The 14,856-nt window shown below is 62.4% G+C and carries 12 protein-coding genes and 2 riboswitches; of the genes, 11 read left to right on the top strand and 1 reads right to left on the bottom strand.

The features are described 5' to 3' along the window. Nucleotides 1–52: 52 nt before the first annotated feature. The 6 genes from Pan216_RS02930 (at nucleotide 53) to Pan216_RS02905 (ending at nucleotide 7,663) form a co-directional block, all read left to right on the top strand. Nucleotides 53–2,044: an ArnT family glycosyltransferase gene (locus Pan216_RS02930; protein WP_419193198.1), complete on the top strand. Its 1,992-nt coding sequence runs from the start codon at nucleotides 53–55 to the stop codon at nucleotides 2,042–2,044. A gap of 90 nt (nucleotides 2,045–2,134) precedes the next feature. Then, nucleotides 2,135–2,221, top strand: a riboswitch (cyclic di-GMP riboswitch). 135 nt (nucleotides 2,222–2,356) lie between these two features. Continuing rightward, nucleotides 2,357–2,527, top strand: coding sequence for a Flp family type IVb pilin (locus tag Pan216_RS02925; protein ID WP_145254573.1), 171 nt, complete (start codon nucleotides 2,357–2,359; stop codon nucleotides 2,525–2,527). A 351-nt stretch (nucleotides 2,528–2,878) separates the two neighbouring features. After that, entirely contained in the window at nucleotides 2,879–3,484 is a 606-nt protein-coding gene (locus tag Pan216_RS02920; RefSeq protein ID WP_145254570.1) for an A24 family peptidase, read from the top strand. Beyond that, the gene (locus Pan216_RS02915) at nucleotides 3,481–3,954 is read left to right on the top strand and encodes a TadE/TadG family type IV pilus assembly protein (protein ID WP_145254567.1); all 474 of its coding nucleotides are present in this window, start codon (nucleotides 3,481–3,483) and stop codon (nucleotides 3,952–3,954) included. Before Pan216_RS02920 ends, Pan216_RS02915 begins: the two co-directional genes overlap by 4 nt. 126 nt (nucleotides 3,955–4,080) lie before the next feature. Beyond that, a complete protein-coding gene (cpaB, locus tag Pan216_RS02910; protein ID WP_145254564.1) occupies nucleotides 4,081–5,238 on the top strand; it encodes a Flp pilus assembly protein CpaB in 1,158 nt (385 codons plus the stop codon). 331 nt (nucleotides 5,239–5,569) lie between these two features. Continuing rightward, nucleotides 5,570–7,663 (top strand): type II and III secretion system protein family protein, encoded by a 2,094-nt coding sequence (locus tag Pan216_RS02905; RefSeq protein ID WP_419193197.1) that lies wholly within the window; start codon nucleotides 5,570–5,572, stop codon nucleotides 7,661–7,663. 464 nt (nucleotides 7,664–8,127) lie between these two features. Here the strand turns inward: Pan216_RS02905 and Pan216_RS02900 are convergent, their stop codons facing one another. Further along, complete coding sequence (locus Pan216_RS02900) at nucleotides 8,128–8,916, bottom strand: hypothetical protein (RefSeq protein WP_145254558.1); 789 nt, start codon at nucleotides 8,914–8,916, stop codon at nucleotides 8,128–8,130. A gap of 320 nt (nucleotides 8,917–9,236) precedes the next feature. Here Pan216_RS02900 and Pan216_RS02895 point away from each other — a divergent pair, with 320 nt between their 5' ends. The 5 genes from Pan216_RS02895 (at nucleotide 9,237) to Pan216_RS02875 (ending at nucleotide 14,851) form a co-directional block, all read left to right on the top strand. Then, nucleotides 9,237–11,537 (top strand): HEAT repeat domain-containing protein, encoded by a 2,301-nt coding sequence (locus Pan216_RS02895; protein WP_419193196.1) that lies wholly within the window; start codon nucleotides 9,237–9,239, stop codon nucleotides 11,535–11,537. Between the two features lie 154 nt (nucleotides 11,538–11,691). After that, a complete protein-coding gene (gene bioB, locus Pan216_RS02890) occupies nucleotides 11,692–12,747 on the top strand; it encodes a biotin synthase BioB (protein ID WP_145254551.1) in 1,056 nt (351 codons plus the stop codon). 49 nt (nucleotides 12,748–12,796) lie between these two features. Continuing rightward, nucleotides 12,797–12,990: riboswitch (cobalamin riboswitch) on the top strand. Between the two features lie 121 nt (nucleotides 12,991–13,111). Further along, nucleotides 13,112–13,933 carry a DUF1559 family PulG-like putative transporter gene (locus Pan216_RS02885; RefSeq protein WP_419193195.1) on the top strand — a complete coding sequence of 274 codons (822 nt, stop codon included), beginning with the start codon at nucleotides 13,112–13,114 and terminating at the stop codon, nucleotides 13,931–13,933. Nucleotides 13,934–13,946: 13 nt separating this feature from the next. Further along, nucleotides 13,947–14,276 (top strand): HEAT repeat domain-containing protein, encoded by a 330-nt coding sequence (locus Pan216_RS02880; RefSeq protein ID WP_145254545.1) that lies wholly within the window; start codon nucleotides 13,947–13,949, stop codon nucleotides 14,274–14,276. Further along, nucleotides 14,273–14,851: a DUF7676 family protein gene (locus Pan216_RS02875; RefSeq protein WP_145254542.1), complete on the top strand. Its 579-nt coding sequence runs from the start codon at nucleotides 14,273–14,275 to the stop codon at nucleotides 14,849–14,851. Before Pan216_RS02880 ends, Pan216_RS02875 begins: the two co-directional genes overlap by 4 nt. Nucleotides 14,852–14,856: the final 5 nt, after the last annotated feature.

The following is a 14,856-nucleotide window of genomic DNA, read 5'->3' as shown; positions in this document are numbered from 1 at the left end:
TACTTCGCCTGCCATGAGCATGACCCAACCAGCAACCAATGGCCGTGATTCCATGGCATCTCCCAGCAACCCGGAGCCATCGGTCTCCCTTCGCCGTTCCGACCTCGTCTTTGCCCTGCTTCTCGTCCTCTTCGGGTTCCTCGCGCGATGGCCCTTCATCGTCGGCAGCGATCGCTTGATCGACAACGACGAAGGGATCGTCGGCATGATGGCCCAGGATATCGCCGAGGGGCGTCGTTTCCCCATCTACTTTTACGGCCAACGCTACATGGGGGCACTCGAAGCGTACGTTATCGCGGGCTTTCACGCGGTCACGGACGATCCGCTTCTCGCGTTGCGACTGGGACCGGCTTGTTTCTTCGCTCTGTTGGTGGGCGTCGAGTACCTCTTTCTCGCCCGCTGCCTGGGGCGTGCCGCGGGTCTTTGCGGCGCGTTGGCCCTCGTGGCGACCTCGCCCTTTTTTGTCTATTGGAGCCTGGCGGCGCGGGGCGGCTACATCGAGGTTCTGCTGGCGGGCACGCTCCTCTGGTGGGCCTACTGGGAGTGGTTCGTCTTTCCCGGCGATCGTCCCCCTTGGAAACTGGCAACGCTCGGGTTCCTGACCGGGCTCGGCTATTGGATCAACCCGGCGATCGCGGTCTTCGTCGCTCCCGTGGTGGTCCATGCCTTGCTCTTCGGGCCGGTCCGACTGGGACGCCAAACGGAGAAGGCTCGAAACCAGCTCGAACGGATCGACCGCGTCACGTTGGGGCTTCCGCTCGCGCTGCCGGCACTGGTCCTCGGCGCGTGGTTCTTTGCGACGCTCCTTTGGTCGGTCGAGATTCGGGGCCCGGTCGCTCATCACCACGTCCTCTTCGGTCTGGCGCCGCGCGTCGCCCAATGGATTGTCCTGGCGCTCGTCGCGATGGGGGTGACGGCGGCTCTCGTTCGGCTGCGCGGACACCTACCTCGCCTGCGGGAGTGGTGCCGACTGGGGGCTCCGTTTCTCCTTGGTTTCGTGATCGGCATGAGCCCGAACATCGTCTACGTTCTCGAAAAGACGCTGACGCATACGGCGATGGACAAGTCGGTTCCCCTCGGTTTGCATCCGATCTGGAGCGCCGGTCGTCCGCTGGCGTTTCTTTGGCACGGGCTGCCGCTGCTTCTGGGAGCCGACCCATTTCCGCTGTGGGAATGGGTCCGCTACGGTCGGGATGACTTGGTGGGGATCGTTCCCGACGAGGTGGGCCGGGAATTGCCGCGTCGCTACGCCCTCAATGGAATCGTGCTGTTTGGGCTGCTCCTCGCGTCGATCGCCATGCTCGCCAATCACGCTCGCTCACTGGGGGCCCTACTGCGACTCGACCCCAAGCGTCCTCGGTTGGGGGACTTCTTGTTGCTGGCGATGGCGGGGATGCTGGTCTTGTACATTTCCAACGCGCTGGCGTTCGATTTCACGAGTATTCGCTATCTTGTGCCCCTTTCGGCGATCCTTCCGGGGTTATTGGGGGCGGCGTTGGCCGGTCCGCGTTGCCGCTGGATGGGCTTGATCGGGGTCTGGTTGGCGTTCTTTGGCTGGTCGCTCGGGCAAGCGCTCGTGGTGATGACGGTGTGGGGCCCGCACCCGCTTGAGGATGTCGCCGCGAAGTTGCGAGACGAGGGTGTTTCGTACGTCACCGCGGAGGGCGACAAGGCGCATTTGGTCTCATTTTTGACGAAACAGCGGCCGGTTGTCGCGGAATTCGATCCATTTTGGCCCCGATTAGATCATTTACGGCGCAAATTAGCGCCCGACGAGCCCGCCCATTACCTTGCCTATCCCCCCCATCGTGACTGGATGGTCGAATGGCGCGGCTCGGGAATCCCAGGTGCTCCGCCGCCGGAGGTTGGTCGCGGGCTCTGGCGGCTGCTTGAGCCTAAGCGAAAGGAACCTGGGGTGGAAGTCGTTCCGCTGGCCCACGGGTTTGAGCTTTGGCGATTGCCGGAACCCCTTGAGGAGCCGCGAGATCGAGAGGTGGAGGAGGGGTCGGAGCGGTCGAAAGGCCCAAAAGGGGAAAAATCGTAACCCCTGTTTGACAGCTACAAAATGGCGACGTAGCATGTTGTGGAGGTGAGACAAAGCCCAGCTTTGTTAGCCGTCATGTCGGCCTCTCCATTCTCGAAAGGGCAACCTCACGCTCGCGTGGGGGCGCAAAGCTACGAGTCAATCGTGTCACGGACGATTGATAGTCGGGCTGCCGAAAGGATGGGAACGGGCATCGAATAGGATTGCTCGAGGCATGGGTTCCCGCCCATAGGTGAGTTTGGAAGGGGAGGCTACCGTTGCAAGGCGGGCGTGGCCCGTCATCGGAGTGTCGAACACATAGGAGATCTACAAATGCGACGCTTCCTTTCTGCGGTTCAGAACTTCCTGAAGGACGAAGATGGCCCCACGGCCGTTGAGTACGCAGTGATGTTGGCCCTGATCATCGTGGTCTGCATTGTTGCCATTCAGGCGATCGGTACCAGCGCCAGCACGACCTTCTCCGAGGTCGAGAGTGCTCTGTAACCGAGATTCGGTTTGACGATTACGGGAGCCGGGATCCGCAAGGGTTCCGGCTCTTTGTTTGTCACCACCGCGTCTTCGATGCGTGGGGGCGTCGCCACTCTCTTCTCTCAGCTACCAATGCCGAGCTCTGTGACGACCGGTCTGTTCCGGCGGGAAGTCCAACAAGGTTTCTTTCGCCTTGGCTTGTCCCCCCTTGAGGCCGTTTCCCCATCATGCAGTTGAAGAATAGCCATGGGTCGAGGCGGGCAACGAATCTGGTGTGATCCTCACACACGCGTCCGTTGGCACTTCTTCCTCCTCCCATGTCGTACCATCGAAACAAACGTTGAAACCTGACGGGAGAGGGGGCTCATGTTGCCCGAGAAGCTGATCGAGCATTGGCCGGTTCTGATTGGATGTGCTTTACTTATCGTGGGCGCCGTCATCGACGGTTGGAAGCTGAAGGTCCCCAACTGGATCACCGCGACCACCGTCGTGACCGCTTGGATCTATTGGGGAGCGCAAGGCTGGGAAGCCTTCGGGATGAGTCTGCTTGGCACACTCATCGCCGGCGCCCTCTTGCTGGGCCCCTGGATCATCGGCGCGATGGGTGGCGGCGACGTCAAGCTCTACGCCGGCTTTGGAGCCTGGGCGGTTCCGCTCCCGTGGTTCGGCATCCAGCACCTACTGCTCGCGTTCGCCATTTCCGTCATCCTCGGAGCCGCAATGTCCGTCGTGATGATCATGTGGCAGAAGACGCTCTTGGTGAATCTCGAAAACGTCCGCGAGATTCTCCACGATTGGACCAACAGCAGTTCCGTCGAGGAAGTCGCGGCGAAAGCCAAGGAACGAAAGCCGCGATTGCAACTACTCCCGTACGGCGTCCCGCTGACCATCGGGTCGCTCGGCTATCTCGCGTATACGCTCCCCTCCATGTCCATGGTGACTGTGGCACTTGTAGGAGGGATCACCCCATGATTCGTCGGCTCCGAGCGGACAAGAGGGAACGGCGTGGCGCGGCCGCGGTCGAATTTGCCGTCGTCGCCCCATTGATGTTCATGCTCGTCTTCGGTCTACTGGAGTTTGGGCGGTACGTGATGCTCGCCCAGATCGTCGTCACTTCCTCGCGGGAGGGAGCTCGCCGGGCCGCGTTGGCGACGGGACAGCAAACCGCGGGTAGTGTCGAGACCTTCGTTCGCGGCTACCTGGGCGACGCGATCGGACGACCCGACGTCGCCAGCGACACGAACTTGACGGTCGTGGAGATCGCGGTCAACGGAACGGCCCTCAACAGTGGCGACGTGATCGAGGAGAACGCGAGCCCCAACGACAACATGCGGGTCAACATTCAGTTGGACTACAACAGTGTGACGTGGCTGCCGGTGCGTTTGCTCGACTACTTAAGTGGCGCGCAGATCATCGGGGCGACGACGATGAGCCGTGAATAGTCCCTAAGCTGGAATTCTTAGGTTGACGGAACGAATCAGTGCATGACGCCAAACCCACGCCCGACGTCGATACGCCGTGGGTGGTCCCAAGTTCTCTTGATGTTGCGGGAGTGAGGATCCAGAACGATGAAGCCACAAACACTAGTCATGCTCGTGATCGCGGTCGGGTGCGGCCTGACGGCGATGCTCTTGACCCAACGTTTTCTCTCACCGGAAACCGAGGATACCGGTGACAAGATCAACATCGTCGTCGCCAACGCCGACATCCAACCGGGCACGCAGCTCAACGAGCAGATGCTTCGCTACAGCGAACGTTCCGCCAGCGAGGAACTGCCCGAGAACATCGTCACCTCGATGGACGAGTTGGTCGGCCGCTCGGTGATGTACCCGATCTGGAAGGGAGAGTTGATGACCCCCGGCAAGCTCGCCGATCCCAACGCCCTCCCCGGTCTCCACGCGGTCGTCCCCAAGGGAATGCGGGCCGTGACGGTGCCGATCAAGACCGACCGCGCACTCGCCGGCTTCATCAAGGCCAACTCGGTCGTCGACATCATCTTGACATTGCCCTCCAGCGGACGGAGCAACCCGGCCCGAGCCACGACTCTTCTCCAGAAGGTCAAGATCCTCGCGGTCAACAAGGAGATGGAGAACGGAGCGAGTCCGGATACCAAGGGACAGGTGGTGGAAATGGTCACCTTCCTGCTCAATCCCGAGGAATCGATCAAGATTCGCTTGGGTGAACAAAACGGAAATCTCTCGCTCGTGCTTCGCAGCAATATCGACGACGACATGGTCAATGTCGGCGTGATCACCGCCGACTCGCTGCTGCGATCGGGCAATGAGGAACGCGAGATGCCCGACTCGCCCGAGTCGATCTTCCTGAACGATCCGGACGCCAAGAAGAGCCTGATGGCGTCGATCACGGAGATGATCAAGGGGGAGATGAAGAAGGTGGAGCCGGTCGTCGCGCCCGCTCCCGTCAAGGAGGAGACCCTACCCGCTCCGATTATCCCAAGTTCTCCGGTCGTAGCGATGGAGTCAGCTCCTCCGGCAAAATGGAAGAGATTGGTTTATCGCGATTTTCAGGGAAACGAGTTATTTCCGGTCCTGCTACCTGCCGATTCTAAACTTGCGGCGACTCTGAGCGAATTGACTGAAGACGTTCCCCATGAGGAAGTCGAAACGCTCGGACTCGAAGCCGAAGAGGAAGAAGCCGTGGTTCCCGAGCCTTCAAGCGGCTCGGAAGCCGCCGATGCGTCGTCGAAGACGAACGTCAGCGGCTAGGACACGGCTGTCTCTCACCGACGACAGTCAGCTCCACAACGCGACGAACCCCACATGTTGTCAGGAAAGCCCTCCTTCGCGGGAGGGCCGAGGGCCGCGCCGGTGCCTGTTGCCTCGGCGCGGTTTTGTCGTTCGCTCCTCGCCCAGGGCGTGGTGCGATCGATGAGAATCGCGCGGTTTGCGTGATTCCGTCGAGGGGTGCGCCCCACAGGCGTGGTTCGAATCGATTGGCGTCCCCAGGGATTGCGGTTGGACTTGCCGCTCCCGCGTGGGTGTGTGGTCACGGTGCAAGGCGCGAGGTGCAAGGATGCACAAAACGATCCGTAGCGTTATGGTTCTGGCAGTCCTGCTCGGGACCACCTTCAAACCGGTGCTCGCTCAAGACGCACCCCCCGCGGGACAGAATGCTCCGCCCGCGGCCGATCTGGGACCGAACGATCCCTCCCGCGGAGGAATCGAGATCCCACTCGATGGTGAGAGCGTCACCATCTCGACAAACACGAGCGAACGATTCACGGTCTGGCCGTACCACCTGTACGACGCCCCCTACTCGACCCGTGAAGAGGTCGCCACGGTGGAACTCGACGTTCCCCCCGGCCAGCCGCCGACAAAGCTGCCCACCTCCTTCACGGTCCAAACCAACGAACTGGTCGGGGCCACGGTGCTCGTCCTTCCGATCGTGAAGGAAGGCGAAGAGCCGAGGGAAGTGCGGGTCGAAATGCTCGTGCTCGACCAGATCTCCACCGCCTACAAGTCGTACCTCGAAGCGACGATCCGACGCCTCTTCCCCACGGTGAGCGTGGAAGTGATCATCGCCAACGCCCAGACTGCCGTCCTTAACGGCTACGTCGACAAAGCCGAGTACGTTCAGCCGATCTCGGACTTGGTCCGTGGGTTCCTCGCCGCTCGCACCGGCGTGGCTCCCGCCGCGGTCACCGTCGTCGAGGCACTCCGTGTGACCGGCTCCCAACAGGTACAACTGAAGGTCATCGTCGCGGAAGTGAGCCGGACGAAGGTTCGCGATCTCGGCTTCGAGTGGGCCTGGTTCGACAACAACCAGATCCTTCGCAGTACGCTGCGTCCGACCGTCGGCCTCTTCGAAGGTGCCCTCTCCGGCTCGGCCGACACCTTCGTCGCGGTCCCGTCGCCGAACGTCGCTCTCGCGAACACCGTCTTCTCCGTGCAACGAACCGACGCGTTCTCCTTCTACGGGTTCCTCCGGGCCGTCGTCGAGAACCAGCTCGGCAAGATCTTGGCCGAACCGACCATCGTCGCGATGAGCGGTCAGCCCGCCTACTTCAACAGTGGTGGTGAGACGCCGTTGCTGATTCCCCAGGGCAACCAAACCCTCGCGGTCGAGTATCGTCCCTTCGGTACCAACGTCCGCTTCGTCCCGACCGTGCTCGGCGACGGACGCATCCGCTTGGAGGTTCGCCCGGAAGTGTCGGAGCTCGACCCGGCCCTGGGTATCCAAGTCTCCGGTACCAGCGTCCCCGGCTTCCGCCAACGCGTCGTGGAAACGACTGTCGAACTCGAGAGTGGCCAGACCTTCGCCCTGGCGGGGCTGATCCAACGCTCGATCCTGGCGACGCGGACGAAGATTCCTTTCCTCGGCGATCTGCCGGCCCTCGGATGGGCGTTCCAGACCAAGTCCTACCAGCAGGTCGAGACGGAACTCTTGATCGTGGTGACTCCCTACCTGGTCAACGCCCTGGACCAACGTCCTTGCAAGCTTCCGGGTAACGAGAGCCGGATTCCCAACGACGTGGAGTACTATCTCGGCAGCAAGTTCGAGCCGCCCTGCTTTGACGATCCCTACCGCGACTCGTGGAAGCACGAGAACAAAGGTCGCAAGATCATTCCGCTGCCGGTTCGTCCTTACGACAACTACGGCCAGCCGCCCGTCACGGGAATGCACGGACCGATGGATCCTGGCGGGATGAACGCCATGCCGATCCAGACCAACGGATCGTTCGAAACGCCCGACCCGGGTAGCTTGGTCCCCGCTCCCACCCCGCAAGAGCCGATGATGAAGGCTCCCAAGGAGAGCGAGATGCCGATGCCCATGCCGATGCCGGGCACCTCGTTGCCGGCCCCGGCTCCCAACACGACGCCCGCCCCGAAGGCGACCGAGGCCAAGGGATCGACCGACGCGACCAACGTCCCGACGCCGGCGGCGCAAGGCAACTGGCCCGCTCCCTCCTTCACTCAGGACTGGCCCGCGATCATGCCCAAGCCGGTCTTCGTCGAAACGAGTGAAGGGAAGTCGCTGAAGTCGATCGACGACAGCGAAGCGCCGGCCACCGTCACGACCGCGAAGTCGGCCGAGAGCATCATCCCGCCTCCTCCCAGTTCGGTGCCTGGTGCCTCCGAGCCGGTGAAGGCCCGAATCTCGGCGATCGAGCCTGGAACGATCACCAAGTGATCACAGGCGACGCGATGGTGTAGCCGACCGTCACGGTCAAAAGACAATCAATCGACAGTCCCCCGCTTTTTGCGGGGGATTTGTCATTTCTTGGAGCGGTGGTTGACGGGTAGGCAGGTTGGCAAAGTAATCCTTCCAGGTCCCTCGCGTGACGGGCGCTCTGCCCTTTTGTCCAAGGGAAATCTTCCTGGTACTCCCCCTTGCCCAAGGAGCACTCTTATTGCTCCCCCTTGCCCAAGGAGCACTCTTATTGCTCCCCCTTGTCCAAGGGGGAGTAGAGGGGGTCTCTTCGCGAAGCGCGGGTCTCTTCGGAGGGGCATCTCAAGCGAACTCTTCCTCTCCTCCCGGTGGCCACGGCTGTTTCTCAACCGAGGTACCGCCGCCCCAAGAGGCTTTCGGACAAGGCGACCCACGGACCGCCCATGCCGCGCCGGACTTGGGGACTCTTGTTCGCGACGCGCCCACTACCAAGTGGCGAGCGTCATCCGTTTGAGAAACTGTTGTGCCGAGAGATACTCGGCGCTGGACATCGCGTCGTGGTTCTTGTGCAAATCGTAGGACAGCTCCGCGAGTTCAAGCCGCAACTGGGAACGAATCTCGTTTCGCTGCTTCGCGTTGGATTCGTCGTGCATCGCGACCAAGGCATCGATCTTCGTTCGGTCCTTGGCGAACGCCTCGCCCATGAGGGCCTTGGGCCAGTTGACCTTGTTGCCCCCGAAGGACTTCACATAGCTGCTCGAGGCCTCGTGAAACGCCTTGGTCGGCACGACACTGACCGTCGATCCAGTCGTCCCCCGCGTGGCGCCCGCGGCGGCGTTCGTCGCCGTTGTCGAACTCGGCGCCTGGATCGCTCGGGTTCTGACTTGGGCCGCATCCGTTTGCTGCTTGGCCAGTTGGCTCTTCATCTGCGCCAACTGCAACTTGTCTCGTTCGGCTTGATAGCGGTTCTCGATCGCGAGCCGACGCGCCTGGGCACGCGTCAATTGAGTTTGAGACGCTTGCAACTCACTTTGGGAATAGGCGCGAATGTTGTCCGAGCGGGCGGCCGCCTCGGCCTGCAACTCCGCGGAGGCACGCAGTCCCCAGTTGGCGCTGTTGTTGAGCGGCGACTGCCACCCACCGTAGCCATAGCCCCCGTAGCCGTAGTTGTTGTAGCCGTAACCGTAGTACTGGGCATGAGCCGGGGACGGGCCAAGGAGCCCAAGCAGGAGGGCTGAAAGGATCCAGGTGCGGTTGCCAATCGTCGGAATCATCGCGCAGTCACCTCTTCCGCCATGGTCGCGGTCAACGGGAGTCGGGGTTGCCCCTTCCCCTAATGTGACAAGCGACAAGCGATTTGCCAAGGGGGCAGCCCCCAAACGGAGCAATTGCGGAACAACTTCATTAAGATTGGTTCCCGATGGTTGCCTCCCATTCAAAGCAATAGGATTGCCTCAGGAGGGGCTAGGACACGACCAACGATGCGAACGCCCGACCTTTCGCGAATGGCCCGGTGTCGTTTGCTGGAGAGGCGTCCGAGAGCTATCCTTGCCCGGACATCATGACCGATCGCCAAGAGAGAAGAGGCTACGCGATGTACCCAACCCGATGGCTACCTACACTTGCCCTGCTCTTCTCGCTCGCCGCGACGGCGTTCGGCCAGCAAGCCGACGCCGACCTCGATTCCCTGGTCAAAGCCCTCAATGACGACAACGTCCAAACGCGTCTGCAAGCGATCTTCGAGCTCGAGCAGCTCGGCCCCAAGGCAATCCCCGGACTTCTCGAAGCACTCAAAAACAGCGACCCACGCGTCCGCTCCGAGGCGCTCGTGGCCCTCAGCATGCTGGGACCCAATGCGAACGAAGCGGTCCCCCAACTCGCCAAGAATCTCCGGTCGGACGATGCCCAGCTACGGGAGATGAGCATGCTCGCCCTGGGTGGCATTGGACCGCCGGCCGCGTCGGCGGTGGAGCCTCTCGAGAAACTGCTCGACGGGGAGGACAACCACCTTGCCGTCGATGCTTCCTTGGCACTGCTGCACATTAAGCCGGACGACCCCGAGATCCGCTCACGGATCCTCAAGGCCGCCCTGACCGGTCTCCGCAGTTCCAACCCTCACACCATCAACGAGTCGATCTTCGCCCTGAGCCTCTTGGGAAGTGACGCCGAGTCCGCGATTCCCCAACTGGTCGAGGAAATCTCCAGCGCGATGTCGCCCGAGCGAGTCGCCAAGGCCGCGGCCGCGCTCGGAAGTATCGGCGTCAACTCGCAAGCCGTCACCAACGCCCTCGTGAAGGCCTTCGCCAGCGACAACCCACAGGTGCAAGGAAACGCGCTTCAAGCGCTGGTGCGGGTACGTCCCGCGACCGATCCCCAAGTCGAGACGCTGGCCAAACTCCTTGGCGGCGAGAACGAAACCTATCGTGGGATGGCGTTTCAGGGTCTTTTGGGATTGGCGGGAACATCGACGACCGCGCTCGACGCCCTGCTGCGGTTCTTCCCCAAGGCGACGCCCGAGATGACCGCCGCGGCGCTCGACGCCTTGGACGATACGGGGACGCGGATGGTTCCCGCCTTTGTCAAGGCCCTCGGCGACGAGGCGACCCGCGGCGCGGCGCTCAAGGCGCTCTCGCACCTGGGCCCCGACGCCGCCGGCGCGGTCCCCGCTCTGGAAGGGTTGCTCGCTAGCCCCGATTCGGCCACGAAGTTGCAAACGCTGCTGGTCCTCGCCCACATCAGATCCGGAGCCGCTCCCGCGACCGACAAGATCGCGGCCTTGCTCGACGACGCCGATCCCCAGATCGCCCAAGCGGCGGCCTACGCGCTGGGCAAGATCGGACCGGGCGCGAAGGCGGCGGTCCCGCTGCTGACGGCGAAACTCTCGTCCCAGGAGACCTTCCTCCCGATCGCCTCGGCGTGGGCCCTGACGAACATCGTTCCCGACGACTCGGCGGTCGTCGAGCGTGCCCTTCCCCTTCTTGCGAAAGGCTTCGAGGAGAAGCGTCCCCAAGTCATCTTCGAGTTCGCCGAGTCGGTCGATCACTTGGGACCGAAGGCACTTCCCCTCCTGCCGACGCTGCTCTCGGTCGCGAAGGATGGTACCCGCGAGCCGGTGGTCCGCGCGACCGCGATCTACGCGATTGGCGCTATCGGACCGGACGCGAAGGAGGAGTCGCTGGGTTTCCTGCTCAAGCAACTGGAGGCCAAGGACGCCAGTGTCCGCCTCGCCGCGATCTACGCCCTGGCCAATGTCGACCCGCAGCACGGCCGTCGCTTGACGCAACTGGTCCCGATCCTCCTCTCGGTGCTGGAAGAGCGCGACGACGTCGCCCACGTTCAAGCGATCGAAGCTCTTTCGGAGTTGGCCGAACACGAACCGGAAGTCGTGACCGAACTGGCCAAGGCCCTCCAGGACGCCGATGTGCATGAGCGGGCCTCGATCCTCGCGGCGCTCGCGGAACTGGGAGAGCAGAGCCAACCGGCACTCCCCGCGATTCGCGAGATGCTCAAGGATGATCGGGCGCCGGTCCGCTACAACGCCGGGTTCGCCGTTGGCAAGATCGGTCCGAGCGCGAAGGAGGCGGTTCCCGACTTGAAGGCGGGGCTGTCGCACCCCGATCCTTTCCAGCAGATCACCAACGCCTACGCGCTGGCCCGGGTCGTTCCCGACGATCCGATCATCGCTCAGCAAGTCCTTCCGCTGCTGGAGCGTGGTTTGACCACCGGCGACGCTCGCGTCCGCTTGGCAATCATCGACGTTCTGGCGGAGTTGGGCCCCCGCGCCGCGCCGGCCAAGGCCGCCGTCGAGGCCGCGACCAACGACCGCGAACCCGCGATCCGACGCCGTGCCCAGCGGGCGCTCAAAAAGCTCGAGGCCTCGGGCACGTCCTCCTAGAAGGGAGGCGCTTCTCGAGCGACAGCCCAACTTCCTGTACCGATCCACCACCAAGATGATGCCGTCTCCAACCCGAGGCGGTATATTACCCGACGAATCATCACGCGACGTTTGACCAGGCCGCCGACTTCGGTAGCCACAGGGAGGTTTCTCAATGTCCGACCAGGAGTTGTCCGTCACCCAGACTCCCGGAACAACTCGTTGGCACGATCTGGCCGAACGAACACTTGCCGGCGAACCACTCTCTTTCGAGCAAGGCCTCGCCATCCTGCGATCGCCCGACATCGAGTTGCTCGACTTGATGAGCGCCTGCTACCGCGTCCGGCATCACCACTTCGGCAACCGCGTCCAGCTCTACTTCCTGATGAACGCGAAGAGCGGCCTCTGCCCCGAAGACTGCTCCTACTGCTCGCAGTCGAAGGTCTCCGACGCCGAGATCCCGAAGTACAACCTGCTCAACGAAGAGAAGCTCCTCGAAGGGGCCCGCCTCGCCGCCGAACGCAAGGCGAAAACCTACTGCATCGTCATCTCCGCCCGCGGCCCGTCCGAACGCGAGATCGAGACCGTCACCACCATCGTTCGCAAGATCAAGGATCAATACCCGATCAAGATCTGCGCTTGTCTCGGCTTGCTCGACGACGACCAGGCCCGGCGCCTCAAGGAAGCGGGAGTCGACCGCGTCAACCATAACCTCAATTCGAGTGAAAACTACTACGGCGAGATCTGCACCACCCACGGGTTCTCCGATCGGGTCGAAACCCTCCGCGCGGTCCGCGACGCGGGCATGGAACTCTGTTCCGGCGGCATCATCGGCATGGGCGAAAAGGATGAGGATGTCGTCGACATGGCCTTCTCGCTTCGCGACATCGGGGTCGAATCGATCCCCGTCAACTTCCTCAATGCCATCGACGGCACGCCGCTGGAAGGTTCCTCGGGACTCAACCCGCGTTACTGCCTGAAGGCCCTCGCCCTCTTCCGTTTCGCCAACCCCGACCGCGAACTGCGCATCGCCGGCGGACGCGAGATCCATCTTCGCACGCTGCAACCGATGGGCCTCTACGCCGCCAACTCGCTCTTCGTCGGCGACTACCTCACCACCAAGGGACAGGCCCCGGTCGAGGACTATCGCATGCTCGAAGACCTCGGCTTCGAAGTCTGCCGCGACGGACTGCCGGAACTGCAAGCGGATCCCCTCACGGTGATTGGTTAGTCACCGGCCGGAGCCCTCATTGCCTTCGGTCCCCTTCCTCCGTAACGTAGATCCACTGTTCGAGACAGGTGCGCGAGATCGTTTCTCGCGAGAATAGGGAAGACGGTGAGAATCCGTCGCGGGGCCGCCGCTGTGATCGGCAAGGCCCGTCGGCATCAGCCACTGTCCGCCAAGCGGATGGGAAGGCGCCGACTGGCCGCGAACGCCGAAAGCCAGAAGACCTGCCCGTCTCACAACCCAAACGTCGCGGTACCCGGCGCGGGGTCAGGTGGATCTTCCGCGCAACCTCCACCTTCTCCCCCCACCAACCAGGCACCGACGAGAGATGCCGGCTCGGACCCAGCCGGCCACGGGAGGTGCTTCTATGTCCGTACCACGCCATCGTTCCGCGCATCCAGCTTTTACCCTCATCGAATTGCTGGTGGTCATCGCGATCATCGCTATTCTCATCGGCCTCTTGCTCCCCGCGGTGCAACAAGCACGAGGGGCGGCCAGGCGCATGCAGTGCTCTAGCAACCTTCGCCAAATGGGCGTCGCGCTGAGTCTCTATGTCGAGGCCAACGGCGGCCAGTTCATGCCGGCATCGACTCACAACTGGGCCGACCCGCAACTCCCCGAGAGCTACTGGTTCGGGGCCGTCCTCGACAACAATCCCGGCGCGGATCGAGAGATCGACGTTCAGCAAGGCTACCTAATGCCCTACATGGAGGGCACGGCGACGATTGGCCGCTGCCCCGAGTTCCGCGAAGGAGCCTTCACCTTCCGCTTCGCGGGAGCGACCTCCGGCTACGCCTACAACTACGTCTATCTTGGCCCCGGCGTCAGCCCGATCTCGGCTGCCGATCCTTGGACTCTCTCCAGTCCTGTGACCTATCGATGGACGAAGGTAACGTCGACATCGAAGACGATCGCGTTCGCCGACTCGGCGCGCGTCAACGCCTGGTCGTACGCGTCGCCAGTGCTAGAGGAAAACCACTACCTCGATCCCCCTTCGAACCAATACCCGACCGTCCATTTTCGCCACCAGGGTGTCGCGAACGTCCTCTTCGTCGACGGCCACGTCGAAGCGATGATTCCTTCGCGCAATCCCCCAGCTTCGTGGACGACGCCCGCCGAACTCGAGCTGCGGAAAGAGAAGGATCTCCACGACCTGGGCAACGACGACAGCTTGTTTGATCACGAATAGAAGGAGAAGGTTGATGCGTATCCGCTACGGCTTTCTTCTCCTTGGTTTCCTCGGTTGTTCCGACTCAACACCACCGCCCGCGCCGACTGCCGTCGAGGCCGAGGTTCAAACCGACCTTTCCCGTGACCAACTCATGCAATTGGTCAAGGGACTCGACTCGTCTCGAGCAAGCGTTCGGCTTCAGAGCGCGACCACTCTCGGGCGCCTCGGAGCCCAAGCGCGACCCTTCGCCGAGCGGCTAAAGGAAATCGCCGAGCGGGACAAGGACAAGCGCGTTCGCGAGGCCGCGAGCCAAGCGATCGCGAAGATCAGTCCGCCATCCACCGAGGAGACAACTCCATGAATTCCAGTACCAGCACTCCCATCACCGTCAACGAACCGGGGACGGGCACGCTCGAAATCTTTCCCCTCCCCACCGACGAGGAGTTCCTGAAGCGACTGTTGGAAGATCTCTTCGCCAATCACTGGCAAGAGTTCTACTTCGGGACGATGGTGCAGGGATCGGTCTTCGAAATCAAAGCGCCCGGCCCGCCCAAGAAGATCGGCCTACTCGACGGGTACTTGACGGTCGACTTCGGACCGTGGCACTTTCATCTCTGCATCGGCACGACCAAGGGGATGCCGGGTCGGCCGACGGAATTGGAGGTCGCGAAGCAACGACAAACCGCCCGGGCCGAGTTCTATCGTGGCATCACCGACGACCGCTGCGTCGGGCATTGGGGCTTCCGCATGTTCAACGGCAACGGCGACAACCAACTGACGATCTTTCTCCCCAATCCCTTTCTCAGTGACGAGATGAAGGTCCTCAAGACTCCCGACTGGTCTCGGCTGAACTTATGGGACGACCTGAGAAAGACGTATCTCGGCTTGGAACCCGATCCCAAGGACCGAACCTCCACGAAGCTCGTCCACGGGTAGATCTC

The sequence above is a fragment of the Kolteria novifilia genome (genome assembly GCA_007748055.1).
GTDB classification, from domain to species: domain Bacteria; phylum Planctomycetota; class Planctomycetia; order Kolteriales; family Kolteriaceae; genus Kolteria; species Kolteria novifilia.
This window is presented reverse-complemented; position numbering and strand designations above follow the sequence as displayed.